Source organism: Streptomyces sp. NBC_01003 (assembly GCF_045162695.1).
Classification (GTDB): Bacteria; Actinomycetota; Actinomycetes; order Streptomycetales; family Streptomycetaceae; genus Streptomyces.
The window spans coordinates 9,996,909-10,021,224 of the sequence record NZ_CP108707.1; the positions used below are offsets into that span (position 1 = coordinate 9,996,909).

Annotated in this window: 20 protein-coding genes and 1 pseudogene; 17 read left to right on the forward strand and 4 right to left on the reverse strand. The window is 68.7% G+C overall.

The window, feature by feature from the left end; genetic code table 11:
* Positions 1-8 precede the first annotated feature (8 nt).
* From OG698_RS46140 to OG698_RS46160, 5 genes are all read left to right on the forward strand, one after another.
* Positions 9-3,722: a S8 family serine peptidase gene (locus OG698_RS46140; RefSeq protein WP_406110312.1), complete on the forward strand. Its 3,714-nt coding sequence runs from the start codon at positions 9-11 to the stop codon at positions 3,720-3,722.
* A gap of 92 nt (positions 3,723-3,814) precedes the next feature.
* Entirely contained in the window at positions 3,815-4,222 is a 408-nt protein-coding gene (locus OG698_RS46145) for a DUF488 domain-containing protein (protein WP_406111664.1), read from the forward strand.
* Positions 4,223-4,260: 38 nt separating this feature from the next.
* Positions 4,261-4,443, forward strand: a complete 183-nt coding sequence (locus OG698_RS46150; RefSeq protein WP_406110314.1) for a hypothetical protein — start codon at positions 4,261-4,263, stop codon at positions 4,441-4,443.
* Positions 4,443-4,610 (forward strand): VOC family protein, encoded by a 168-nt coding sequence (locus OG698_RS46155; protein WP_406110316.1) that lies wholly within the window; start codon positions 4,443-4,445, stop codon positions 4,608-4,610. Before OG698_RS46150 ends, OG698_RS46155 begins: the two co-directional genes overlap by 1 nt.
* 192 nt (positions 4,611-4,802) lie before the next feature.
* Positions 4,803-5,801: a helix-turn-helix domain-containing protein gene (locus OG698_RS46160; RefSeq protein ID WP_406110318.1), complete on the forward strand. Its 999-nt coding sequence runs from the start codon at positions 4,803-4,805 to the stop codon at positions 5,799-5,801.
* A gap of 145 nt (positions 5,802-5,946) precedes the next feature.
* Here the strand turns inward: OG698_RS46160 and OG698_RS46165 are convergent, their stop codons facing one another.
* On the reverse strand, positions 5,947-9,324 hold the full coding sequence (locus OG698_RS46165; protein WP_406110320.1) for a S8 family peptidase: 3,378 nt from the start codon (positions 9,322-9,324) through the stop codon (positions 5,947-5,949).
* Positions 9,325-10,033: 709 nt separating this feature from the next.
* On the opposite strand from OG698_RS46165, the gene OG698_RS46170 reads away from it, so the two are divergent.
* Both OG698_RS46170 and OG698_RS46175 read left to right on the forward strand, forming a co-directional pair.
* Positions 10,034-10,258 (forward strand): hypothetical protein, encoded by a 225-nt coding sequence (locus tag OG698_RS46170; RefSeq protein ID WP_329580114.1) that lies wholly within the window; start codon positions 10,034-10,036, stop codon positions 10,256-10,258.
* Positions 10,259-10,372: 114 nt separating this feature from the next.
* Positions 10,373-10,591, forward strand: a complete 219-nt coding sequence (locus tag OG698_RS46175; RefSeq protein WP_406110322.1) for a hypothetical protein — start codon at positions 10,373-10,375, stop codon at positions 10,589-10,591.
* Positions 10,592-10,638: 47 nt separating this feature from the next.
* Here OG698_RS46175 and OG698_RS46180 read toward each other — a convergent pair.
* Positions 10,639-11,250 (reverse strand): annotated as a pseudogene (locus OG698_RS46180) (hypothetical protein); the annotation flags it as partial.
* Here OG698_RS46180 and OG698_RS46185 point away from each other — a divergent pair.
* The gene (locus tag OG698_RS46185) at positions 11,199-11,762 is read left to right on the forward strand and encodes a hypothetical protein (protein WP_406110324.1); all 564 of its coding nucleotides are present in this window, start codon (positions 11,199-11,201) and stop codon (positions 11,760-11,762) included. The pseudogene OG698_RS46180 and the gene OG698_RS46185 sit on opposite strands and share 52 nt — an antisense overlap.
* A 44-nt stretch (positions 11,763-11,806) precedes the next feature.
* Here OG698_RS46185 and OG698_RS46190 read toward each other — a convergent pair whose 3' ends face one another.
* Positions 11,807-12,004: a hypothetical protein gene (locus OG698_RS46190; protein ID WP_406110326.1), complete on the reverse strand. Its 198-nt coding sequence runs from the start codon at positions 12,002-12,004 to the stop codon at positions 11,807-11,809.
* Between the two features lie 144 nt (positions 12,005-12,148).
* On the opposite strand from OG698_RS46190, the gene OG698_RS46195 reads away from it, so the two are divergent.
* From OG698_RS46195 to OG698_RS46215, 5 genes are all read left to right on the forward strand, one after another.
* Positions 12,149-13,078 (forward strand): hypothetical protein, encoded by a 930-nt coding sequence (locus tag OG698_RS46195; protein ID WP_406110328.1) that lies wholly within the window; start codon positions 12,149-12,151, stop codon positions 13,076-13,078.
* A 481-nt stretch (positions 13,079-13,559) separates the two neighbouring features.
* Complete coding sequence (locus tag OG698_RS46200; protein WP_406110330.1) at positions 13,560-14,432, forward strand: phosphotransferase; 873 nt, start codon at positions 13,560-13,562, stop codon at positions 14,430-14,432.
* Positions 14,433-15,165: 733 nt separating this feature from the next.
* Entirely contained in the window at positions 15,166-15,456 is a 291-nt protein-coding gene (locus OG698_RS46205; protein ID WP_406110332.1) for a hypothetical protein, read from the forward strand.
* A 407-nt stretch (positions 15,457-15,863) separates the two neighbouring features.
* The gene (locus tag OG698_RS46210; protein WP_406110334.1) at positions 15,864-16,598 is read left to right on the forward strand and encodes a dienelactone hydrolase family protein; all 735 of its coding nucleotides are present in this window, start codon (positions 15,864-15,866) and stop codon (positions 16,596-16,598) included.
* Positions 16,599-16,978: 380 nt separating this feature from the next.
* On the forward strand, positions 16,979-17,659 hold the full coding sequence (locus OG698_RS46215; protein WP_406111790.1) for a hypothetical protein: 681 nt from the start codon (positions 16,979-16,981) through the stop codon (positions 17,657-17,659).
* Positions 17,660-17,718: 59 nt separating this feature from the next.
* Here the strand turns inward: OG698_RS46215 and OG698_RS46220 are convergent, their stop codons facing one another.
* Positions 17,719-18,564 carry a hypothetical protein gene (locus OG698_RS46220; RefSeq protein WP_406110336.1) on the reverse strand — a complete coding sequence of 282 codons (846 nt, stop codon included), beginning with the start codon at positions 18,562-18,564 and terminating at the stop codon, positions 17,719-17,721.
* A 1,007-nt stretch (positions 18,565-19,571) separates the two neighbouring features.
* Between OG698_RS46220 and OG698_RS46225 the strand changes: the two genes are divergently transcribed.
* The 4 genes from OG698_RS46225 to OG698_RS46240 all read left to right on the forward strand — a co-directional run bounded on the left by OG698_RS46225 (position 19,572) and on the right by OG698_RS46240 (position 24,282).
* Positions 19,572-20,426, forward strand: coding sequence for an RNA-guided endonuclease InsQ/TnpB family protein (locus OG698_RS46225; RefSeq protein WP_406110338.1), 855 nt, complete (start codon positions 19,572-19,574; stop codon positions 20,424-20,426).
* A 473-nt stretch (positions 20,427-20,899) separates the two neighbouring features.
* The gene (locus OG698_RS46230; protein WP_406110340.1) at positions 20,900-21,580 is read left to right on the forward strand and encodes an urease subunit gamma; all 681 of its coding nucleotides are present in this window, start codon (positions 20,900-20,902) and stop codon (positions 21,578-21,580) included.
* A gap of 5 nt (positions 21,581-21,585) precedes the next feature.
* Complete coding sequence (ureC, locus tag OG698_RS46235; RefSeq protein WP_406111666.1) at positions 21,586-23,574, forward strand: urease subunit alpha; 1,989 nt, start codon at positions 21,586-21,588, stop codon at positions 23,572-23,574.
* A gap of 33 nt (positions 23,575-23,607) precedes the next feature.
* The gene (locus OG698_RS46240) at positions 23,608-24,282 is read left to right on the forward strand and encodes an urease accessory protein UreF (RefSeq protein WP_406110342.1); all 675 of its coding nucleotides are present in this window, start codon (positions 23,608-23,610) and stop codon (positions 24,280-24,282) included.
* Positions 24,283-24,316: the final 34 nt, after the last annotated feature.

The window sequence follows — 24,316 nt, forward strand, 5'->3', positions numbered from 1 at the left end:
AGTCTTCCTTGCCCAAGGTCCCCATCCCCCGGCCCGGGCCGATCGCCCTCGCCGTGGCGGCCGCGCTAACACTCGGCGTCATACCGGCGACTGCCGCTGTGTCCGCGTACTCCGCCGGTGAGGTGTCGCACAACGACGCCGGACACCAAACCCCCGGCGATGCCGGCACGCACACCGTCACCCTGATCACGGGTGACAAGGTCACCATCGGGACCGCCGCCGACGGCACCGTCGTGCGCTCCTTCCAGGCCGCGAGCGGAGCCACCACCGGCTTCCACCGCGCTGTCGTGGACGGCGCCACCTATGTCTACCCCGACGCCGCCCTGCCGTACGTGAGCGCCGGCAAACTCGACAAGCAGCTCTTCAACGTGACGCGGCTGATCAGCGAGGGCTACGACGACGCGCACAGCTCCCGGCTGCCGCTGATCGTGCGCTACACCGGAGCCGCCGCCAAGGCCCGCACCCGGACGAAGATGGCCGGCTCGACCGACGTCCGCCGCCTGGACAGCATCCAGGGCGCGGCCCTCGCGCAGAACCACAAGCAGGCACCGGAGTTCTGGTCCTCGCTCACCGGGGGTTCCGGCGCGGCGGCCCGGTCCGCGAAGCCGTCCTTCGCGGGCGGCGTCGCCCACGTGTGGCTCGACGGCAAGGTGAAGGCCGACCTGGCCGACTCCACCGCCCAGATCGGCGCGCAGAAGGTATGGGCGGAGGGCGACACCGGCCAGGGCGTGAAGGTCGCGATGCTCGACAGCGGCGCGGACACCGAACACCCGGACCTGGTCGGGCAGGTGTCCGACAGCGCCAGCTTCGTCCCCGGCGAGGACGACATCGCCGACTACAACGGCCACGGTACGCACGTCGCCTCGACCATCGTCGGCACGGGCAGTGCCTCCGACGGCAAGGAGCGGGGTGTCGCCTCCGGCGCCCGGCTGGCCGTCGGCAAGGTGCTCAACTCCGAGGGCAGCGGCCAGGAATCATGGATCATCGCGGGCATGGAGTGGGCCGCCCGCGAGCAGAAGGCCAGGATCATCAGCATGAGCCTGGGCGGCAGCGGTGACAAGACCGAACCGATGAGCCAGGCCGTCGACGAACTCAGCCACGACACAGGCGCGTTGTTCGTGATCGCGGCGGGCAACGGCGGCCCGCACTCCATCAGCAGCCCCGGTGCCGCAGACTCCGCGCTGACCGTCGGTGCCGTCGACTCCACCGACACGCTCGCCGACTTCTCCAGCCAGGGGCCGCGTGACGGCGACGGCGGGCTGAAGCCGGAGATCACCGCGCCCGGCGTCGACATCGTCGCGGCGCGCTCGCACTACAAGCGCGGCTCCGGCTACTACACCACGATGAGCGGCACGTCGATGGCGACGCCGCACGTCGCCGGTGCCGCCGCGCTCCTCGCCTCAGAGCACCCCGACTGGACGGGCACCCAGCTCAAGGAGGCGCTGGTCAGCAGCGCCAAGGCAACCCCGGCGTACACCCCGTACCAGGCGGGCGCCGGCCGGCTCGACGCGCTGGCGGCCGTGCACACCACGGTCTTCGCGACCACGAGCGCCTACTCCGGCTTCTACACGTGGCCGCCGAAGCCGGGGCAGACCGACATCCAGACAGTGACGTACACCAACGTCGGAGACGCACCGGCCAACCTCAACCTGGCGGTCAACGGCACCGTCCCGGCAGGGTTGTTCAACCTCTCCGCCGACCACGTCACCGTGCCCGCCCACGGCACCGCCACGGTCACCCTGACGGCAGATCTGGACAAGTTGGTCGGCGACCAGTCGGTCAGCGCCATGATCACCGGTACGGACAGCAGCGGAGCGGTCCGCGCCCGGACCCTGATCGGCGCGGCCCGCGAGGGCCAGCGGCAGAATCTGACCGTGGTCGCCAAGGACCGTTCGGGCAAGCCGCTGGAGGGCCGGGTCGTCCTGACCGCCGAGCACCTCTTCACGGTGATGGACCTCGACGCGTCCGGCACCGGCACGGCGCGGCTGCCCGTCGGCAGCTACAGCGGCTGGCTCACCGGTGACGTGCAGGGCGCCGAAGGCCCGCACTCGCGCGGCATGGTGCTGCTCGCCTTCAACGACGTGAAGCTGGACCAGGACCGTACCGTCACCCTGGACGGCCGCAAGGCACGCCGGATCCTGGCGCGCGTGCCGCAGCAGACCACCGCCGTCGCGCCGCGCCTGGACGCCCACCGGTCCTTCACCGACAGCCTGGTGGAGACGTCGATGCTGCCGGACCCGTCGTACGACAGCATCTGGGCGCTCCCGACCGGCAAGAAGGTCACCGACGGCGAGTTCGAGACCGGCGCCCGCTTCCGCCTCGAGCAGCCCGCGCTGACCGTGAGCACGCAGTCGACGACCTTCAACGACCCTCTGGTCAAGCGCGCGGCCACGCCGCTGCCCGCCGGTACCCGGAACCTGACGGCGGTCTTCGCCGGTGACGGCACGGCCGAGGAGCTCGCGCGGCAGAACGTGCGCGGCAAGGCCGTCGTGGTGCGCGGCGCCGGCACGGAAGGGATCAAGGCCCAGGCGGAGGCCGCCGCGGCCGCCGGCGCCCGGCTGCTGCTGGTCGTCAACGACGGCGTCGGCCGCCTGCAGCCCTGGGACGAGAACCCCTGGAGCCCGGAGAGCCCGGCCCCGGTGACGGTGGCGACGCTCAATGCCGACCAGGGCGCCGACCTGCTCGGCCGACTTCGGCATGGCGCGGTCTCGCTGAAGGTCACCTCGCACCCCACGACCGACTACGTCTACGACGTCGTGCACCACTGGACGGGCGCCGTTCCGGCGGACCCGACCTGGCGTGAGGAGTCCAAGGACCTCGGCCGGGTGAATGTCTCCTTCCGGAACTACCGGCAGGGCAAGGCGATGGAGTTCCGTCCGGACGTCTGGCGCGGCTGGGCCGTCGGCAACCAGCTCACCGCGCCCGCCCAGGGCGAGCGCACCGACTGGGTCACCGCCGGCACCACGTGGCTTGACGACGCCTTCATCCGGGGCGAGACCGGGCAGCACTCGATCGACCCGCTGAACTACCCGGCGCGCAAGACCGGCAAGGTCAGCTGGTTCGGCCCGATCCAGCGGCCCCGCATGGGCCCGATCAACTACCAGCCGGTGCGCTACCTCGACACGATGTACATCACCGCGCCCGGCTGGGGTGACTCGGGGTCCGGCCACGTCGGCGAGGCCGGCGCGAACTTCGACGTCAAGGATTGGATGTCGCTCTACCAGGGCGACCAGCAGCTCGACTGGGGCAACGCCGAGTACCTGCAGGTTCCCGGCCTCGGCGCCGAGCGCCTGCCCTACCGTCTGGTCCTCGACAACGACCGCGGCACCTGGGCCAACCCGTACTCGACGCACACGCTGACCGAGTGGGACTTCACCTCCGCGGTCACCGGCAGCGATGCGGCGGTGTCCCTGCCGCTCATCCAGCTCGACTACGGCGTGGACACCGACAAGTCCGGCCGTGCCGACCGGCACGCCGGCCTGACGGTGACCGCCTCGCACCTGCCGGGCACCACCGCCACCATCGGGAAGCCGACGGTCGAGGTGTCGTACGACGACGGTGCGACCTGGCAGCGGACCGACCTGAGCCGGTGCGACGACGGATGGCGGACGAACCTGCGCGCGCCGAGGTCCGCCGACTTCGTCACCCTCCGGGTCGGCGCCCGGGACAGCGCGGGCAACACCGTCTCGCAGACGATCACCCGGGCCTTCGGCCTGCGCTGACGTCACACCCCGGGAGGTCACCTGGGACAGCACCCCGTGGGTGGGACCGCAGCCGGCGGCCCCGCCCACGCGGCGATCCCAGTTGTCAGAGGATCTATGAGGACACCTCGTCGCAGAACGGGAAGCGAGTGCTCGTGGACCGCCTGTGGCCCCGCGGAATGAGCAAAGAACGGGCCCACCTGGACGAATGGCTCCGGGACGTGGCGCCGTCGGCGGACCTGCGCCACTGGCGCCACCACGACCAGGAGCGCTTCGCGGAGTTCCGGGATCGCTGCATCGGCGAACTGGAGGACGCCGATCACCGGCCAGCCGTGCAGCACCTGTGTGATCTCGCCGGCCACGACAAGGTCACCTTGCCCGGCCGGATCCGGCACCGGGATCACGAACCCGTCACCCACACGGTGTGCGGGACCTGCGGCGGGCGGGTCCACGGGGACGATGTCCACCGTGATGACCTCGTACCCGGCTGGGACCAGTCGGGCCCTGTGACGACCCCGTAGACCGAACGGTCCCCACCTCAGCGAAACGAAGGTCCGGCATGATCAACGGCGCCCACGTCATCCTCTACAGCCAGGACGCGGAGGCCGACCGCGACTTCATCCGCGACGTCGTCGCCTTCCCCGGTGTCGACGCGGGCGGCGGGTGGCTGATCTTCAAGCTGCCCCAGGCAGAGATCGCCGTACACCCCACCGAGGGCGCCCCCAGCACGAGTTCTGTCTGATGTGCGACGACCTCGACGCCCAGCTCGGGGAACTGCGTGCGCGGGGCGTCGAGATCATCCGCCCGGGCAGCGAACGGTGCTGGGGCAGGCTGACGGCGGTGTGTCTGCCCAGTGGCGCCGAACTGCCGCTGTACGAGCCTCGCCACCCCGTGGCCCACAGTCTGTGACACTCGAGCGGCCCCGCCGTGGGTCCACCGGATGTGCTGACGGCACCGCCCCGTCACGGTGAACCAGATCGCCGGTGACAACCGGCATGGTGTCTGGTCGCAGGGTCTGGTGGAATCATCCGCCGGGCCGACCGCGTTTTCCCCCACGCGAACCCGGGCGGAGCCGGCCCGGATGCTGAGAAAGGTGGCGACATGTTGGAGACGGTGGGCCTGACGGCCGACGAGAGCGAGGTGTACCGCCTTCTGGTCGCCACGGGGACGGCGTCCGCTCAGGACATCTCCGGCCGCTCGGACCTCGACGTCGTGACCGCGCGGCTGTTGCTGCGCGCGCTGGAGCGCAAGGGCCTGGCGTCGGCGGCCGAGGACAGTCCCGAATGGTTCACGGCCGTGCCGCCGCAGGTGGCCCTTATGCCCCGGCTCCAACGCCACTTCGACGCCCTGGAACAGACCCGGGCCGCCGTCTACGAACTGGCGGAGACGCACCGCCGCAGCGCATGGGCCCGGAGCACGGACGAGGACGTCGAGATCATCACTGGCGCGGCGGCACTGCGCCAGCATCTGCGTCAGCTCCAGCACGGCGCCGGCCGCGAGATGATGTGGTTCGTGAAGGCCCAGTACGTGGCCATGTCCCCGGAGAGCAATCAGGAGGAGTTCGACGCGCTGGACCGGGGCGTGCTCTACAGGGCCCTGTACGAGCAGGCGTACTTCGACGACCCCGACGCGGTGGACTACGTCGTCAAGGGCGTGTGCGCCGGAGAGGTCGCCCGGGCGGTGCCTCTGCTGCCGCTGCGGATGGCGATCGCCGACCGGTCGGTGGCCATCCTGCCGCTGGCCGCCTCGGGCACGTCCCGCAACCCCCGGGAACTGCGGGCCGCGGTGGTGCGGGAGAGCAGCCTGCTGGACGCGCTCATCGCCCTGTTCGAACACCACTGGGAGATCGGTGCCCCGCTCCGGGTGACCGAGGAGGGCCAGATCGGTGGCGCCGGCACGACGGATGCCGCCTCGCCGGTCGGGGAGGACCGGCACCTGCTCTCCTTGATGGTCGCCGGCATGACGGACGAGGCGATAGCCGGACAGCTGCGGGTCAGCAAGCGCACCGTCCAGCGGCGCATCCAGGGCCTGATGAGCCTGGCGGGCGTCGCGACCCGTATGCAGCTGGGCTGGCACGCGGCCCGCCGCGACTGGCTCTGAGAGTACGGCGGACGCCGCAACGCACACGAACAGGGCCCACCGGACGTGTCCGGCGGGCCCTGTCCCCGTTCGTCCGGCCGCTGCGGCCGGGCTGCGCCACTCGCGGAAGCAGTTACCCGAGGACGTGGCTGCTCCGCGAAGGCGGCTACTTGAGCAGGTAGCCCTTGATGACGGTCTCCTTGAAGGAGTTGCCCGCCGCGTCCTCGACGTGGACACGCAGGCTGACCGAGCCGCCCGCGGCGCGGCGCGGGTGCTCCACGGTCACGGTGCGCTCCATGCCGGAGCCCTCGACCCGCACCGACTGCCAGGTCTTCCCCTCGTCGAAGGAGGCCTCGGTGGTGAAGACGCGGATGGGCGACGCCGGGGCGCCGGCCGTCCGCTGGATCAGGACCGGGATGTCGAGCTTGCCGCCGGCCTCGGCCCGGTTCCACTCGTCCAGCTTCGGCGACATGCGGACGGCGTACAGCGGCAGCGCCTGCCGGGTCGCCGTGGTCTGCGACCGGAACCGCCATTCCGCCCGCACACTCGTGGAGACAGAGCTGGGGGCCATGTCACGGTTGTGCTCGACCGTCAGACGGTAGTCGGCGGGGGTGGCGTCGGCCGGGACGTCGCTCATGCTCCAGTCGTGGGAGACCAGCTCGCCGTTGCGCCACAACTTCACCTCGGGCAGGCCGGACGTGGTGTCGGCCACCAGGTCGAGGTTGCCGTTCGCGGCCGACTGGAAGGGCCGGTACATCGTGTCGCCCTCCCGGAAGGCAGCCATCTGGGACGAGAGGCCCACGGCCTGGATCCCGCCGTTCCAGCGCTCCTCGACCTGGGAGCCGGACTTGTAGCCGTGCAGGTCGCTGAGGTAGCTCTGTCCGTGCTTGTCCGGTTCGAGGAAGCTGTTCTGGTCGAAGGCCGTCTGCCAGCGCAGGCCGTCGGCCGCCGAGAAGTAGTCGACACGCCGGGCCGGGACCGGAATTCCCTCCATCGCCCGGCCGCTGAAGCGGACGTTGCCGACGTACGTCCACACGATGCGCGTGGCCGTGGTTCCCGGCGTGGTGGCGGCGAACGTGGTGTTCACCCTGGCCAGCTCCGACTTGCGGGGGTTGTAGGCGGGATCCGCCGGGATGGCGCCGTGCACCGGTCGCGTGAGGTAGTAGACCGAGGCGGGGTTCCCGTCTGCGCCGGACGGGTCGCCCCAGACGCTGGTGACGAGGTACGTGAACTTCGAGTCCTTGTACTGTGCCGTCGGCACCGCGTACACACCGTCGATGTGGTCCGTGCCGATCGCGTTGTACATGGTGACCGAGAGAAGCTGGTCGGCCATGCTGATCGTGCCGATCTCGGCCGACATGATGCGCGCGGAGCGGCTCGGTGCCGACACCGTGACGGGCTTCGCCTTCCGGGCGTCGATGGTCACCTGCCGGTCGGCGCTCATCACGACCTTCGGCACACCGACGATGGTGCCCTCGGTGAAGGAGGCGTCGAAGTAGAAGCCGCTCACCGAGTAGGTGTCCTTCGGCAGTCGCACCACTGTGCTGCTCTTGCCGAGCGCCTCGACCTCGTACGCCTTGCCGTCGGCCGAGTTGACCAGCAGGTAGGCGTTGTCGGGGGCGGCGCCCGTGCGGCTCTTCATGGCGATGCGCAGGTCGTAGGACGGCTGCTCGACGTCCATGCCGAACGGGACGCGCACCGACACCTGGTTGTCCGTGGTGCTCGCGGTCACCACACCGCTGTAGGCGGCGTACGTCGTGGTGGCTTCCGGGGTCGCGGTGAGGGTGACGGCCGCGGTTCCGTGCGCGGGCACGGTGACCGTGTCGGCGCTGAGCCGGAACAGGCCGGCGGGAGCGGGCACGTCCTTCTTCCCGCTGCTCGGGTTGTCCTTCAGCCGAAGGGTGACCGGCGCGGCGCCCGGGTTGCGGTAGGTGATGGTCTTGGTCACAGGAGGCCGCTTGCCGTCCGTCCAGCGGATCAGCCCGAAGTCCAGTGCGGTGGTGTCGGCGGTGACGTCCTGGTCGACCGCCCGGGCGACGTCGACGCGTCCGGCGCCCTGGAAGTAGGCGCCGTGCTCCTTGGCGCCGGTCGCCGACTGCATCAGCTGACGCTTGACCTGCTCCGCCGTCCAGTCCGGGTGCTCCTGGAACAGGATGGCGGCGGCTCCGGTCACATGGGGCGTGGCCATGGACGTGCCGCTCATCGCGACATAGCCGTCGTCAGCGGTGGTGCCGCCCGCCCTCGCGGCGACGACGTTGACGCCGGGGGCGATGATGTCCGGCTTGAGGCCGGAGTCGCCCACCCGCGGGCCGACCGAGCTGAAGACGGCGAGGTCGTCGTCCTCCTCGGCCGCGCCGACGGCCAGCGCCCGGTCGTCGGAGGCGGGCGAGGAGACCTTGTCGGGACCGCTGTTGCCGGCCGCGGCCACGACCAGCGTGCCGTAGTCACGGGTCACGGTGTCGACCATGGCCTCGAGGGCGTCGGTCTCCGGTGTGTCCGTGTCGCCCAGGCTGAGGTTGATCACCTTGGCGCCGTGCCGGGCGGCCCAGGCCAGGCCCTCGACGATGTCGGAGTTGTCGCAGTTGCCGTCCGCGGTGCACACCTTGCCGGACAGGATCTGCACACCGGGTGCCACACCCTTGTAGCGGCCGTCGGAGGCGGCGCCGGAACCGGCGGCCGTGGAGGTCACATGGGTGCCGTGACCGTTCAGGTCGTCGGTGTTCGGCTCGGTGGTGAAGTTCGCGGACTCGGTGACGAGGCCCTTGAGGTCCGGGTGGTTGGGGTCGTAACCGGTGTCGAGCACAGCGACCTTGACGCCGGTGCCGGTGTAGCCCTTCTCCCAGGCGTGCGGGGCGCCGATGCGCGGCACCGTGCTGTCGAGCTGAATCCTGGAGTGGCCGTCCAGCCAGACCCGGCGCACACCCGCTCCGAAGGACGTGGCGTCCGCCCGGCCGGGGGCGATGCCCTTCCAGAACCCTGCGGCGTCCGCACGGTGTTCGCCGAGGGTCGCGAAGGGGGTCCCGCCGATGGGGCGGACGGTGTCGGCACCGGCGGCGGTCAGCTGTCGCCGGGCGGTGCCCGCGTCCCCGGCGTACTCGACGATCAGCGGCAGGCTCGACCGCTGTGCGTACTTGCCCCGGACCAGGGCGGAGACGTTGAACAGCGCCTTGTCGAGGCGGCCCGTCGCGAGCAGCGGGAGCGTGTCGGCGGGTATGACCGTCCAGTCGCGACCGGCCTGGCGCTTGATGAACGCGACTCGTTCGCGGCCCTCGGAGGGCTCGACCGACACACTCTGCTTGCCCGAGGTGTCCGTCTCCAGCGTGACGCGGTCGCCGGTGATCAGGGTGAGCTGATGCCGGGAGATGATCGGCGACCGGGCCGCACCGGTCTGCGCGGCGGCTTCCGTTCGCCCGGTGTGCGGGCCGAGGTCCTGAGCGGCGCCGGGGGCGGCGGTCAGACCGGCCACGAGCGCCACGAGGGCGGCGGCTGCCACCGTATGCCGAGGCCGGGGAGGGCGGATCCCGCGGCGCCACCTGTTGTTCATGTCTCTCATGGGAGGACAGCGTGGTGCCGTCAAGTGCCGAGGTCAGCACTTTGCCCTGTCCATCAGGCGTCAAGTCACCTTTACGCCAACTCCTTTACTTCATAAAGAGGGTAAAAGTGGCCAGGTTGGCGGCTCATGGACGAACCGAGCGAGCCGCTCCCCGGGTGGTGCCAAGCCGACCGCCGGAGATCACGCACAGTCTTTCCTTCCCGGCTCGACCGGAAGCCGGGCGCGGATGACGCGGCGATCACGCAAGCACTGCGTTCCGTACTGGCGGACGCAGACTGAGCCGACTTGGTCCGGAACTCCCGGGGCATGTCCCAGCCCGCCTCCGCCAGGACCGCCGCCCAGGATTGGCGGCAGTTCGAAACGACGGAGCCTGACCAGATCAGCTGAGACAGCTTCCGGCATCCAGTCACCCAGGACCGGATCAGCCGAGATCCTCGGCACGCTCATGTCTCAACTCATCTGGTCGCCCCAGGACACAGGTCCGGGCCGGGACCAGATCGTTCGAGATGGGACAGCGCCCGATCTCCTCCGATTCGCTTGTGGTCTCGTTGGATCGGGATCGCTGACTTGTCTGCAGCGAGTCGTTGCTCGAGGGCTGCGCAGGCATACCGGCCGTGGGCTTCGACTTCCGCCGCCCCAGCCCGGCAGGAGCCGACGGCTACGGGCCTCGCCTGGTCGCACCGCCTCCTACACTCACGGGATGAACAGCTACACATGCACCCAGTGCAGCACCGTCGGTCTGGTGGAGGGTTTCGTCGAGGACGCCGGCGAGCACTCACGCGGGTACGCACGCTGGATCGAGGGTGCGTTGGAGCGGGGGATTCTCGGGGGCGCCAAGCGGATGGGCCGACTCCGGCGGCAGATAGAGGCGTTCCGCTGCCCCAAGTGCGGGCACCTTGAGCTGTTCGCCACAGGCGAGGTGTAGTTGGCCCTCGCTCTCCGAGACTCCACTACAGGAAGCCGTGCAGGACGTCGGTGTCGTCGGTGAGGAGCAGGTGGTAGTGGCCTTCTCTCGCGCCGCTCATGACGGCTCCCTGGGGTGCCCAACTCGTGTGGCGCGGGCGCGGGCGAGGGTGGCGGCGGTGATGACGTGTGGTCCGAACCGACTGCGAGCGGCGTCTGCGACAGCTTCGACGCGGCGAGCTTTCTCGTCGCCGTCGTCGAGCAGCAGTTGATGGTGCGCAGTTTCGTCTGGCCCGAGCCGGCCGGCGCGCATGGCGAGGGCGTACTCGGGCCCGCTCGCCCCAGCGAGGTGTAGACGCTGTAGGCGAGGGTGGTGAGGGCGGGGGAGTGGGCGCTTGGTTCGGGCAGGGCGCGGCTGCGGGTGGTGCTGGTGCGATCGGCGTAGCGCACGGTGAGCGTCAGCCCCCGGCAGACCTCGCCGGTTGTGCGCAGGCGGGCGCCGGGCTCGTCGGCCAGGGTAAGCAGCTCCCGGCGGTGGGCGACCGGGTCGAGTTCGGCGGCATCGAAATTGTGGCTGGTGCTGGTGGAGCGGAGCAGGGCGGTGCGTCGGACGGGCCGGTCGTCCAGGCCGTGGTCGCGGGCGTGCAGGTCGCGGGCGGCGTGTGCGCTGAGCAGCCGGATGAGGGGACTGGCGCAGGTGTCGGCGAGCTGGCCGATGGCGGTGATCCCGAACCGGTTCAGGGTTTTGGCGGTCGCGGGTCCGAAAAAAATCGAACAGTGCCAAGTCCTCGGTCCCGCGTGGTCCCATGGGACTGATGTGATCTGACTGAGCGTCGTAGCTGGCCCCTGTGGCCAAGTACAGCGCTCAGAACGTCCCAAGGCCTTCACTCGGGGGCGGGCCCCTTTGCCGCGCCGGCCACCCGCCCACGGGCACCGGCTGGGGTGCCAGTAGCGTCCGTTCCATGATCGACCTCGATTCCCTCGTACGCCTCTGCCCGCCGCCTGTCGGGCCACGGCCCGCAGTGGACTGGGCGCAGGCCGAGCGCTCCATGGGTACGGGTCTGCCCGCTGACTACAAGCAGCTCGTCGAGACATACGGCGATGGCATCTTCGACGACACGATCTGGCTACTCGTCCCCGACTCCGCCTACAGCGACTGCGACCTGCGCGCGCAGACGACGGAACGGGACGAGGTGTTGGCCGACCTGTGGGAGTTCGAGGCGAAGCCTGCCGGCCTGCTGGAGGCGGGGGCGCGGGTCCTGCCGTGGGCATTCGAGGAGGGCACGGGGGCCTTCCTGTACTGGCTGGTTCGGCCCAGCCAGCCACCCGACGAGTGGACCGTGCTCTACAACGAGGGCCGCGGACCCCTGTGGGAGCACCACGACATGGGGTGCTTGACCTTGTTGCTGGCGGTGCTCACAGGAACGGCGGAGACGGAGTACTTCGGCTATCTCTACGACGTGCTGAAGCCGGCGGAGCACCGCTTCGCGACGGCCGACCAGGCCCTCGCAACGTCTCGCCGCTGACGCCGTCTGAGCGCCGTACCTTGCCCGGCTGGCCAAGCACGTGCTCAGGTCTCGCGGGCCATGTACTTCTGGAGTCGCGGCTGCCAGAGCGACACCCACAGCCAAGAGGTGCCGTGGGCCCGCTGCACCAGGTCCTTGCGCACGTCCAGCCAGCGCTTCAGCGCGGCCCGGGTCCGCGCCGAGGTCTCGACCCACTCGCCCTCGACGGTGCCGCTTGATGAGGCTTTGGCAGTGACACGCAAGGCAGTGACGGCACCGAACACTTAAAGTAACTGAACAACTACAAAGCGTTCAGGATGTGTTCAGGCGATCACTGCGAGCGTCGGACACTGCGGCAGCCGTCGCCGGGCGGCTGCCCTCCCTCGCAGAACCAGGAGTGCCCGACCTTGGAGAATCCGGAACTCATCCCCGACCTCGACGTAGCGGACACGCATCAGTCGGCCGTGACCACGACCAAGTCGGTAATGAAGAAGCTGCCCGAGGCCACCCTGGCCTTCTGGATCATGAAGGTGGCCGCGACGACTCTGGGCGAGACGGCAGGCGACCTCTTCGCGCAGACCCTGAAGATCGGTTACTTCCTCACCACGATCGCCCTGTTCCTGCTCTTCGTGGTGACCCTGGTCGTTCAACTGCGCTCCCGCCGCTACAACCCGTTCTTCTACTGGACCGTGATCCTTTCGACCAGCATGGCCGGCACCACCATGTCCGACTTCATGAACCGCGATGCCAGCACGAAGTTCCTCTCGGACGGCACCACCTCATTGGGCTGGGGCCCGCAAGGCCTGGGCCTGGGCTATCCGACCGGTGCGGCCATCCTGATCTCGATCCTGGTGGTCATCTTCGCGATCTGGAAGCTGACCGGCATGACCTTCCAGATCCGCGACATCGTCACCTTCCGCGGCGAGGCTCTGTTCTGGTCGGCGATCCTCGTCTCCAACACCCTCGGCACCTCGATGGGCGACTTCCTCTCCGACAGCTCAGGCCTCGGCTACGCCGGCGGCGCGGCACTCGTGACCGGTGTTCTGCTGGTGCTGGTGGCCCTGATGAGGGTGCCCGCGGTGCCGAACGTGCTGCTCTTCTGGATCGCCTTCGTGCTGACCCGTCCGCTCGGCGCCACCGCCGGTGACTTCCTCACCAAGCCGGTCGCCAAGGGCGGCCTCGACCTCGGTACGGCGGGTTCGTCGGCGGTGCTGCTGACGATCCTGATCGGCCTGATGGGATACGCCTACTTCCAGGAGCGCCGCAGCCTCGCCCCGTCGCCGTCGGTGCTTCCGGAGACAGGCGAGCGCGATCGGGTCACCCGGCGGGAAGACTGACCGCGGACCGTGCGTGCGGGTCAGGCAGGTGCCCCGTGCGCGTCGCGGGCGACGGCTTGGAATGACGGCTCGCGCTGGGCCGTTGCGACCCCGGGCAGGTGGTCGGACACCCGGTGGAAGCGGCGGAGGAAGAGGGCGTACTGGCGGCGGGGACGGCGACCAGGGCCCGCCGGTGCCGTTCGGTCCGAGCAGGGAGAAGACTGTTCCTTCGGGGAGGGACTGTACGGTGAGTTCGCTCCACAGACCCGCTCCGACCGTGACATGGGTAGCAGCGAGGCTGAGAATGCCGCCCAGACGATCGTCGCCGCCGTTACAGCGGCCGGGGCTGCCGCCCACTGCGTCAACGAGGCGGACGAGCATCAGGTGGTGGAGCGCGCACCGGGCGGCACGGTGACGCGTCCCCCGAACGTACACCCCGCTGCTGCGCAGAACCGGCCGCGAGCAGCCGGCTGCCTACGTCTCCGACACCTCGAGGAGCTCCGTGTCCGACGAACTCGCCAGCGTCGCGGCGGCGGTCATCCGGCTGCGACCGGACTTCCGCCCCACCACAATCCTCTCCCGCACCGAGAAGTCCCTGCTCATCGCGGGAGAATGCGAGGACGGACCGGCCGTTGCAAAGCTTCTGACCAGCCGGGAACCGCTCTGGGCGGAGAAGTTCGGCGCGGAGATCGAGGCCTACCGATGCTTCACCCACACTCCGCCGCCGGTGCGCGTCCCCGCCCTCATCGCCGCAGACGAGCAGCACGGCGTACTGCTGATCGAGCACGCCCCGGGCCGTCCCCCTGTCCCAGGCCGAGACCGGTTCCCGTCGCAGGCACTGGACCCGGCACACGTCACCGCGATGATCGAGGCGATGACCGACCTTGCCCGGTGGCGGCCCCCTACCGACGTGTTCACCCGGACCCCCGACTACCCCGGACGCCTTGACGGCGATCACCGCCAGGGCTTGACGACCCGGCAGGACCACCAGGCCCTGACCGACCTGTTCCACCAGGTCGGCACGGACATGGTGCCGGGCCACGGCGACCCGCTGCCGACCAACTTCGTGTTCGGGTTCGACGGACGGACCACGCTGATCGACTGGGAGCACGCGGGACGCTACCTGCCAGGACACGACTTGGCAGTGCTCTGGACCGTCCTGGCCACCTCTGCGGAAGCCCGCACACAGATCGAGGAATTGGTAGCAGCCGGATCCTCATCCGCCCGTGCCGCCTTCACCCTGAACCGGGCCGTGCTGCTGGTGCGAGAACTCCGCAACCACCGAGCCGTTCTCCCCTCCACCTGGCGGGACGCGCGGGTGGAAGCGATCGATAGTGACTGGCAGGACATCCGCGAGTTGCTCCACGCCCGGTGAATCCGAACTGACTGGGCACGACATACGAACCCTGGCCATCGACCCCGCTGCCCGGTGCCTGTACGCAGGCCTGCACGGAGGCAGCGTCCACCGGCTGCCCTGTAACACAAGCCCCGCACTTCGGGCTCGGCGGTCCCGGCCCGGACAGCCGGACCGGGACCGCGGAGGCTCTCCTCGAGCTGCTGCGCTTCTGAGCGGAGGGCGAGTGGAGACCGGGGGAGCCAGCAGAGTCTGCTGCGTGACAGGCACGGACCGGCTCGCTCACACTGTGGCCGCGGCCGGCCCGACTTCGAACCCCGGCATGTCCTCCGCCGTGGCGTGCGTCCAGGCGCAGCCGCTTGAAGCGCAGCGGGTGGCGGAAGACGCCGCCGTGGTCCACGGCCCGGTCGGCGCTGATTTCCGCCACCAGCTCGGGGCGGACCAGCACCGCGTCCAGGACGTCTCGGGACCCCCAGGCCGCGGCGAAGCGCGCGCCGGTCCATGGGTGTTCGGCCGCGGCGGCGGTCAGGTGCTCGGCCGGCGACCTGCCGGGCAGCCTCCGGGCGCAGGGCGACGGTGCGGCCGACCGCCCGGAGCCGGCCGGTGTGGTCGTGGCGGCCGAGGACGAGGGGCTGTGGGCCGGGTCGAGGTTCCCCACGGTGCTCACGCTGCTGATGGCCACACAAGGGACAGCGAGGCCTCACGGCTTCGCAAGCGAGCCGGCCTCACATCAAGGCAGCGTCCGCCGAACCGGATGAACGATAAACTAAAGAGCCAGCGGGAGCGCGAGGAGTACGCAAACGATCTCGGTGACCACCGCTCTCTGATCGCGGTCTCCGCGAAGACGGACCTGTCGAAGGCAGACCAGGACTCGTCCACGTGGATGCCGCCGTTCGAAGGGGACCGGTGCGACCACATCGCCGACTGGATCGCCGTGAAGGTCCGCTGGCAGCTCGCCATCGACCCGTCCGAAGAAGCCGCTCTCGCCGAGAACGCGACCCGCTGCCCCAACGCACCGGTCAAGGCGTGCGTCAAGGTGAAGTGACTCTCCTGGGGTTCGAGGCGCGCGCGGTGTGGGCGGACCTCGTTCGCCTGGGCCGCTGCGCGTTGAGCCGGGGGCCCGTTCGTGGGCAAAGGTGAGTTGTCACTACCCGAGATGGCTCAGGCATGTCGACCGGGTTCAGAATCCCGAGGTGTCGACCGAGATCATTCTCGCGAACAGCACTGTGACCTGATGGGCTGGCATCGGCTTCATCCGGTGGACTACGTTGTGCAGCCATGACTACCGGGACGGCATTGCGCCACACACTGATTGGTGACCCGGTGCTCTTCTGAGCGCCGTACGGGCCGGTGCCGGCCCGCTGTTGGATCGAGGATCTTGCGCTGCTGCGCGGGCTCCGCCTCCGTCGTGTTGATCACAGGCTCGACACGTCAACCACGACAGGAGAATTCATGCCCACCAAGATGCTGCAGATTCCCACCGCGGACGGACAGGCCGACGCGTTCGCCGCTTTCCCTGATGGTGGCGGGCGGCACCCGGGGGTGCTGATGTACGCGGACGGCTTCGGGATCCGGCCCGTGCTGCGGGAGATGGCCCGCGAACTGGCCGGGCACGGGTACTTCGTGCTCGTCCCCAACCTTTTCTACCGGTACGGCCCGGCACCGGTGATCGAACTTCCCGAGCACATCGGAGAAGAGGTCCGGCCTGCAGTCTTCGCCCAGTTGATGCCCTTGATCGAGGCGCACACCACAGAACGTGTCCTGAGCGACGCCGACGCCTATCTCAAGTTCCTCACCACTCAGCCCGAGGTCAGCGCCGGACCTGTCGCGGTGACCGGCTACTGCATCGGCGGCCTGCTGGCGACGCGCACCGCCGCGGCCCATCCCGGCCAGGTAGCCGCCCTCGCTGCATTCCACGGACCGGTGGGAGTCGACGGACTTGACAGCCTCTCCAAGCTCACCGCCGAGGTCCACTTCGGCCACGCGGAGAGCGACTTGACGCCCAAGGCCCTCGGCGAGCTCAACCAGGCCCTGGACGCGGCGGGTGTCGGCTACACCTCCGAGATCTACCCCGGCACCATCCACGGCTTCACCATGTCCGACACCGATGCCTTCAACCCCGCCGCACTGCAGCTTCACTGGGACCACATGCTGCCTCTTCTCGGCCGCACCCTGACCAAGAGCTGAGGTTCCGGCCCGGAAATCAAGCCCGAAGTACACGTCTGCGGAGTCCTGGCGATGTTTCGGAGTCGGTGGAGGGCGGGCGACGCCCGCCCTCCACCGAGGGGTCCTTGAGGCACAGGTGGCCCGTCCGGCGGGCGAGCTGTGAGGCAGGGCTGATGATCAGCCGACTCCCTCTCGACCAGCAACTTGAGTCCCTTCGCGCGGTGCTGTCCCGTAAGGACATGTTGACGGTGGTCCTATCGCGGGCGGCGACGCTGGAGCTGCCGGGTGGTATGTAACGGCCGGCTGCCGGTTCCACACCGTGTGGAACGTCGTCACGGGCAGGCCGTCGACGAACGGCATCAAGGACTACGACCTCCTCTTCGCGGTTCTACCAGCGCACCGTGAAGGACACCGACGGCCGGAACCGGCCGATGTGGCGCACCCGCTGGAGCGGCCCCCAAGGCCAGCGGGGCGTCTCGCTGGCCATGCCGCCGGTGCTGCTCGTCCTCCACCAGATCGGCGCCCGTCCGGCGCGCACGCAGATGCAGAAAGTCGCACGCCTCACCCGCGAGCACTGGCAGGGCCGACGGGACAGCGACGATGCGTTCCACACCTGCGAACAGAAGATCCCCATCGTGACGACCACGCTGGAGCTGCTACGCGAGCAAGGCCCGCACGGGAAGATCTTCTGGAGGTTCAACCGCCGACATCTCAAGACGTTGTGGGATGCGATCGGCAACCCCCGCATGGACGCTGCCCTGGAACGCCGGCGCGAACAGCAACAGGCCCGGCAGGAAGCCCACCAGGCTGAACAGAAACGCCTCGCCGCGCAGCAGGCCGCGGAACACGAGGCGCGGCGCCCGGTGTGCACGGTGTGCGGGGCGAAGTTCCCCGACGACCGCTGGAAGATCGTGCAGCGCTACCCCCGCCCCAGCCACGGGTGGCGGCCGCAACTGTGTGAGTCCTGCGAGGCCGCGGCACTGCAGGAAGAGGCGGAGAAGGAACGCCAAGAGGCCGCAGTCCGCGCACAGGCGGAAGCGGAAGCGAACGAGCCCCGCGGTCTGTTCGGGCGGCGCCGGTAGTCGCTGCGGGGCCTCCGAGATCTTCATCGAGTGGGAGCCTCCATTTGCTCCGTTCGCTACTACATGCGCCGAAGAATCTGCGCGCCCGCTCTTTCGACCGTTGTGCGGCTGTAGACGTGTACCAACGCGAGATGGAAGAGCGCCGGCGCAAGTGGAGCCCACCGATGAATCCGATCGGCACGGAGTATGTACTTGACTACTGCTGTAGGGCGGAAAGACACGTAGTCGATGGTCTGATGTTCCCATCTGTCCGCGACTCCTCTGCTCATACGTGCCTGCAGGCCTTCGCCGGTCAAGTCCTTCAGCCTGGCGTAGAAGTGAGCGCTCCAGTGACGTTTGTCGATGTCCAGTACAAAGGCAAGCAGTTCAAGTGAGTACTCGTTCGGCTCGATGGAGAGTTCCTCCCGCATGCCACGCCGGGCGACGGCATACAGGTCCGGGGCGCTCCGGCCGGATGAGTCGATGTGCCGTGACATGCCCTCGTTCACAGAGGAGTTCCAGACACCTGGCGCCATACGGACCCGGTCGCTGCGCTGGCTGACGACCAACATATCGTCGGCGGTCACCACCGCAACGTTGATGGCGAAACTGCACTGAAGAAACGCAGGTGCCTGCAGCGGATCGTCCGGGTCGAGGTAGCAGGACCGAGGAGTTGTACCGTCGGCCAGCCGTCGGTCGAGCTGCTGAGCCGCAAGAAACGTGTAGTAGTCCGTCGGGCGTAGCCGCAGATGGACTTCGGGCTGTTCGTCGAGGGCAGTGCGGGAGACGTCGAACGATTCGACTGCGTAGCGAGGACCGTTCCACAACGGCGTTCGGCCCTCCGCACGCAAGCGTGCGCTCTCAGCCTCGATTTCAGCGAGCCATCCGACCATGTCCGAGGGCAGCTCGATCTCCTCGTCGAGCACTTGGATGTATATGGCGTCGGCGGGTATGGACGACTCGCCATCTCCCTCCACAACCAGGGCGGAAGTATGGAGGGGCCCCAGAGAGAAGGTTCTCCACGCGGGACTGGACTCCTCCCGCTGTCTCAGGCTGCGTACCGCTCTCGTGGAGCGAGTCCGGAGTCTGTACCAGCTGTTCTGTAACGGCTGTTGAAACAACACCGCGAACAGCATCCCCAACATCGCGCCAACGACTCCATTGGCCACATCAATCCCACCCATGTCAGGCAGGGTAGGGACGCAGAACACCCCGTGTGCGATCTTGTCTCTTCCGTTACAGCGCGGAGCAGGACCTCCCCAAGTCTGAAGTGGCGCCCCGGACACAGCGACCGGGGCCCAGGCCAAGGAGTCAGCCCGTACGTCGGCTTCAGCGGGTTCTTGCGAGGAACCCCGGGCGTTCACGCCCGGGAGGAATCGCATCCACGGGGTGCGACGCGGAGCGTCGCCGTGATGTGCCGCAGGCCATCACGGCTGCGGAGCGGCCGGGAGGCGTTCCGGCGGAGCGGGGCTACGGCGGTGTGCGCGGGGGAGGGCCGGGGCGGGTTTCGCTCGTTGGGGTGGGGCGGGGGCGAACGTGTGTGGGTCTTCGTCCAGGTGTATAGGTTCGCTGATCGTGAAGCTGGTGGTGCGGGTGAAGCTGCTGCCGACGCCCGTACAGGCGGCGGCACTTGAGGCGACCCTGCACGCTTGCAACGAGGCCGCCACGTGGGCCGCGTCCGTCGCATTCGAGAAAGAGGCGCGACGTCCGCTGGAGCTCCGCAAGCACGCCTATGCCGAGATCCGGGAGCGGTGGGGGCTTGGCGCGCAGGCCGCCCAGCACGCGATCAAGAAGACCTGCGACGCCTACACCACCTTGAAGGCGAACCTGCGTAACGGCCGGTGCGGGCGGCCCGGGAGTAAGCGGCACACTCGCGCCTCGGGCAAACCGGTCGTCATACCGGCCCCAGGCGGCGCAGCCTTACGACGACCGGATGCTGTCCTGGCAGCACCAGGCACACACGGTGTCGATCTGGAACACGTCCGGTCGGCCGAAGAACGTGGCGTTCACCGGGCAGGCCGAGCAGCTGGAGGTCCTGGCCGCGCACCGGCGGGGTGAGTCCGATCTGGTGTGCCAGGGCGGGAAATGGTTCTTGATCGCGACCTGCGACATCGACGAAGCCGCCCCGAACACCCACCCGGCCGGCTTCCTCGGCGTCGACCTGGGCATCGTGAACATTGCGGCCACCTCCGACGGCGAGCGCCACTGGGGGCGTCGGATCAACCGCAAGCGGGAACAGGATCGTAAGCTGCGGCGCAAGCTGCAGAGGAAGAACACCAAGTCCGCGAAGCGGCGGGCGAAGAGGCATGCGGGCAAGGAAGCCCGGCGCGCCAAGGACATCAATCACAAGATATCGAAGCGGATCGTGGCGGAGGCAGGGGGGCACCTCCCTGCTCGAGCGCAGCCGAGAGCTTGGGGGAGCACCGGTCGCGGGATCGCCCTGGAGACACTCACGGGCATTCGCGAGCGGGCACGGCTGAGAAAGCCCCAACGCGTCAAGGTCCACTCCTGGCCGTTCGCGCAACTGGGCTCGTTCATCGCCTATAAGGCGAAGCGGGCCGGTGTGCCGGTGGTGCACGTTGATTCGGCGTACACCAGCCAGGAATGCTCGAAGTGTCATCACGCCGCTCGCGGAAACCGGCCCTCCCAGGCCGTCTTCTCGTGCCGGGTCTGCGGATTCGTTGATCACGCAGACCACAGCGCGTCCCACAACATCGCCCGCCGTGGGTGGTACGTGTGGGTCTGCGGGGCCCAGTCAACGGTCCCTGAACTCACCCTCATCACGTGAGAACTGGACGCAGCCGAACCCATCACAGCCAGTGATGACTCGAGCAGCAAGCCCGGTCGTTTCACGACCGGGTAGTTGACGGAGGGGTTCTGAGACGTCAGAGCTGCGGCTGGTCAACGAGGCGCCCCATCAAACGAATCGCCGTGAGGCCCCGGCCGCGACCAGCTGGAGGTCTCGATGAGTCTTCGCGTGTTTGCGGGAGTACACGACGATTACCTGATATTCGAGTGGCTGTTTCAGTGACCGCTCGTGTGGGTGCTGATCTTGCGTATCCCGTTGCGGGGCTTTGGTGCGGTGATCGAATTGGTTCTACGGGGGCGGGCTGACCAGTTGCGATGTCCGTGATACGCCGACTGAATCGAGTCTGAAGCCACGGGGCTTTGCCTTGTCTGCGTCACGGTGCATGGCCAAGCCCCGGCGCGTGGGCCCGGGATGGCAGAGGTCTTGGGCAACAACGAACAAGAGGTAGGGCTGTGCACCTGACTCCACATGAGCAAGAGCGTCTGATGATGCATGTGGCGGCGGATGTCGCCGAGAAACGCCGGGCCCGGGGGGTGCGGCTGAACTATCCGGAGACGATGGCGCTGTTGATCGTGCATGTCCTTGAGGGGGCCCGGGACGGAAAGACGGTCGCCGACCTCATGTCTTCCGGACGGAAGGTGCTCACCCGGGAGGAGGTGATGGAAGGCGTCCCGGAGATGATCGAGAACGTGCAGGTGGAGGCCACGTTCCCTGACGGCACGAAGCTGGTCACCATCCACGACCCGTTCCCGGAAGCGGGCAAGGGCGAGGAGCCCGCCGTCTGGCCCGGGAAGACCGACCTGTCCCCGCTGGAGGGAGACGAAGTCGTTGTCTTCAACCAGGGCCGTCAGGTCGCAGAGCTACTGGTCAGGAACCCGACCGATCGCCCCATCCAGGTCGGTTCCCACTATCACTTCGCCGAGGCCAACGACGGGCTGGAGTTCACTCGGAAGGAAGGGTGGGGCCGGCGTCTGAACGTCCCCGCCGGCAGCTCCGTCCGCTTCGAGCCCGGCATCGAGCAAAAGGTGGAGCTCGTGCCCATCGAGGGCGAGCGCGTCATCCACGGCCTGCGCGAGAAGAGCAGCGGCTCACTCGACAACACCAAGGGTTCGTCCAAGAAGAAGCGGGTGTGAGTTCCATGGCTGAGTGCCCCGAGTGTTCGTGCTGTCAGGAAGAGCTGAAGCCCTTCGCCCCGTTGCCTCGCGCCGATTACGCGGACCGGTTCGGCCCGACGACCCGTGACCGTATCCGCCTCGCTGACACGGCGCTGCAGGTCAAGATCGAGGACGACTGGTCAGGCGGCCCGGGACGCAGCGGCAATGAGATGGTCTTCGGCGGCGGCAAGGTGATCCGGGAGTCGATGGGACAGTCCATCCTGCCGCGCGATCCGGGCGTTACCGGCAAGGCCGCGCGCAGCCGTGTCCTGCCCCCTGACACCGTCATCACCGGGGTGGTCGTCCTGGACCACTGGGGCATCGTCAAGGCAGATGTCGGCATCCGTGACGGCCTCATCGTTGCGCTCGGTAAGGCGTACAACCCCGAGACGATGAACCCACTGCACGAGGGGGCCGGCGGCCACAACGGTGTCGGCCCGACGCCCATCGACTTCGTCGTCGGACCGGACACCGAGGTCATCGCGGGCAACGGCAGGATCCTCACCGCCGGCGGTATCGACACCCACGTCCACTTCATCTGTCCCGACCAGATCGGTGAGGCACTGGCCGCGGGTGTCACCACGCTCATCGGCGGCGGCACGGGGCCGGCCGAGGGCAGCACCGCCACCACCGTCACCCCCGGGTCCTGGCACCTCGAGCGCACCTTCGAGGCGCTGGACGCTTTCCCGGTCAACATCGGGCTGCTTGGCAAGGGCGCCACGATGTCCAGGAAGTCGATGGAAGATCAGGTGAAGGCCGGTGTCATCGGCTTCAAGGTTCACGAGGACTGGGGCGCCACCCCTGCCGTCATCAACGAGTGCCTGAAGGTCTGTGAGGCGAGCGGGGTCCAGCTCGCGCTCCACGCCGACTCGCTGAACGAAGCCGGCTTCGTCAAGGACACGATCGACGCCATCAAGGAGCGCTCCATCCACGTCTTCCATGTGGAAGGTGCCGGCGGTGGCCACGCCCCCGACATGATCAAGATGGTGAGCGAGCCGAATGTCCTGCCCGCTTCCACCAATCCTACCCGGCCGCTGACCGTCAACACGGTCAAGGAGCACTTCGACATGGTGATGGTCTGCCATCACCTCAACCCGAAGGTCGAGGAGGACCTGGCCTTCGCGGACTCCCGGATCAGGCCCTCCACGATGGCTGCCGAGGACATCCTGCACGACCTCGGCGCTATCTCGATCATGTCCTCGGATGCCCAGGCCATGGGCCGCATCGGCGAGATGATCATGCGTACCTGGCAGACCGCGCACGTCATGAAGGTACGCCGCGGCTTCTTGAGGGAGGATCTGCCGGAGGACGAGAAGGCGAAGGGCAAGGCGGAGCCGGCCGACAGGACGCCGGAGCCTGAGCCACCGCTGGCCGACAACAGGCGCGCCCGCCGGTACGTCGCGAAGTACACCATCAACCCGGCCCTCGCCCAGGGCATCGACCAGGTGGTCGGATCGGTGGAGACCGGCAAGCTGGCCGATCTGGTGCTGTGGGAAGCGAAGTTCTTCGGGGTCAAGCCACACATGGTCATCAAGGGTGGGCAGATCGCGTACGCGCAGGTGGGCGACGCCAACGCTTCCATCCCCACCCCGCAGCCGGTCCTGCCTCGCCCCATGTGGGGGTCCACCGGCCTGGCGCCCGGTGCCATCTCCTTCAACTTCGTCACCCAACACGCCATCGATCACCTTGCCACCCAGCGGGCCGACGCCGCCAAGAAGGCCAAGGACAGCGGGCGAGCCGAACGGCGCAAGCTGAACAAGCAGTTCAAAGCAATCACCAGCACCCGCGGCGTCTTCAAGCAGCACATGAAGGAAAACAACGCCACCCCCGACGTCGAGATCGACCCCGACACCTACGAGGTCATCATCGGTGGCGCCAAGGTGACGGACGTGACGACCTTCGTCGAAGGTCAAATCGTCGACCGCGCCTACGCCTCCGAACTGCCCATGGCCCAGCGGTACTTCCTCTTCTGAGCATCCGACAGGGTGAAAGGTGACGTGCGAAAGTTGAACCGTGCCGCGCTGTTCGTCCTGGCCGACGGCCGGTTCCCTGCCGGAGGGCACGCACACTCCGGGGGAGCCGAACCAGCCGTGGCTGCAGGCCGGATCAAGGATGCGGACTCGCTGGAGGACTTTTGCCGGGGCCGGCTGCACACCACGGGCCTGGTCGCGGCGGCGTTGGCCGCTGCGGCTGCCGCCGGCCACGATCCGCTCGAGCTGGATGAGGCCGCCGACGCCCGGACCCCGGTGCAGGCCCTTCGGATCACCGCCCGCAAACTCGGGCGGCAGATGATGCGGGCGGCCCGCGCCACGTGGCCGTCAGCCGAGCTGGAGCAACTGGCCGCGGCCAGGCCCCAGGGCGCACACCAGCCGGTGGTCCTGGGACTGGCGGCCCGGTCGGCCGGGCTGGCGCCGCTGGACGCCGCGTATGCGGCGGCGTACGAAACCGTCAGCGGGCCGGCCACCGCGACAGTCCGGCTGCTGAGCCTGGACCCGTTCGACGCCACCGCAGTCCTCGCCCGCCTGGCCCCCGACCTCGACCGGACCGCCGCCACAGCCGCGACCACTGCACAACGCATTGCCAAGGAGGGGATCGACGTGCTGCCTGCCGCCTCCGCGCCGCTGCTCGACATCACCGCTCAGCAGCACTCTGCGTGGCCGGTACGCCTGTTCGCCTCCTGACCCCCGCACCACGAGATCACGCACATGACGACAC

What these genes read in the sequence shown, in the direction of transcription:
- OG698_RS46225 (WP_406110338.1), top strand. Translation starts at nt 19,572, where the DNA reads ATGCTGTCCTGGCAGCACCAGGCACACACGGTGTCGATCTGGAACACG.
- OG698_RS46165 (WP_406110320.1), bottom strand. Translation starts at nt 9,324, where the DNA reads ATGAACAACAGGTGGCGCCGCGGGATCCGCCCTCCCCGGCCTCGGCAT.
- OG698_RS46160 (WP_406110318.1), top strand. Translation starts at nt 4,803, where the DNA reads ATGTTGGAGACGGTGGGCCTGACGGCCGACGAGAGCGAGGTGTACCGC.
- OG698_RS46185 (WP_406110324.1), top strand. Translation starts at nt 11,199, where the DNA reads ATGATCGACCTCGATTCCCTCGTACGCCTCTGCCCGCCGCCTGTCGGG.
- OG698_RS46170 (WP_329580114.1), top strand. Translation starts at nt 10,034, where the DNA reads ATGAACAGCTACACATGCACCCAGTGCAGCACCGTCGGTCTGGTGGAG.
- OG698_RS46205 (WP_406110332.1), top strand. Translation starts at nt 15,166, where the DNA reads ATGAACGATAAACTAAAGAGCCAGCGGGAGCGCGAGGAGTACGCAAAC.
- ureC (WP_406111666.1), top strand. Translation starts at nt 21,586, where the DNA reads ATGGCTGAGTGCCCCGAGTGTTCGTGCTGTCAGGAAGAGCTGAAGCCC.
- OG698_RS46210 (WP_406110334.1), top strand. Translation starts at nt 15,864, where the DNA reads ATGCCCACCAAGATGCTGCAGATTCCCACCGCGGACGGACAGGCCGAC.
- OG698_RS46150 (WP_406110314.1), top strand. Translation starts at nt 4,261, where the DNA reads ATGATCAACGGCGCCCACGTCATCCTCTACAGCCAGGACGCGGAGGCC.
- OG698_RS46155 (WP_406110316.1), top strand. Translation starts at nt 4,443, where the DNA reads ATGTGCGACGACCTCGACGCCCAGCTCGGGGAACTGCGTGCGCGGGGC.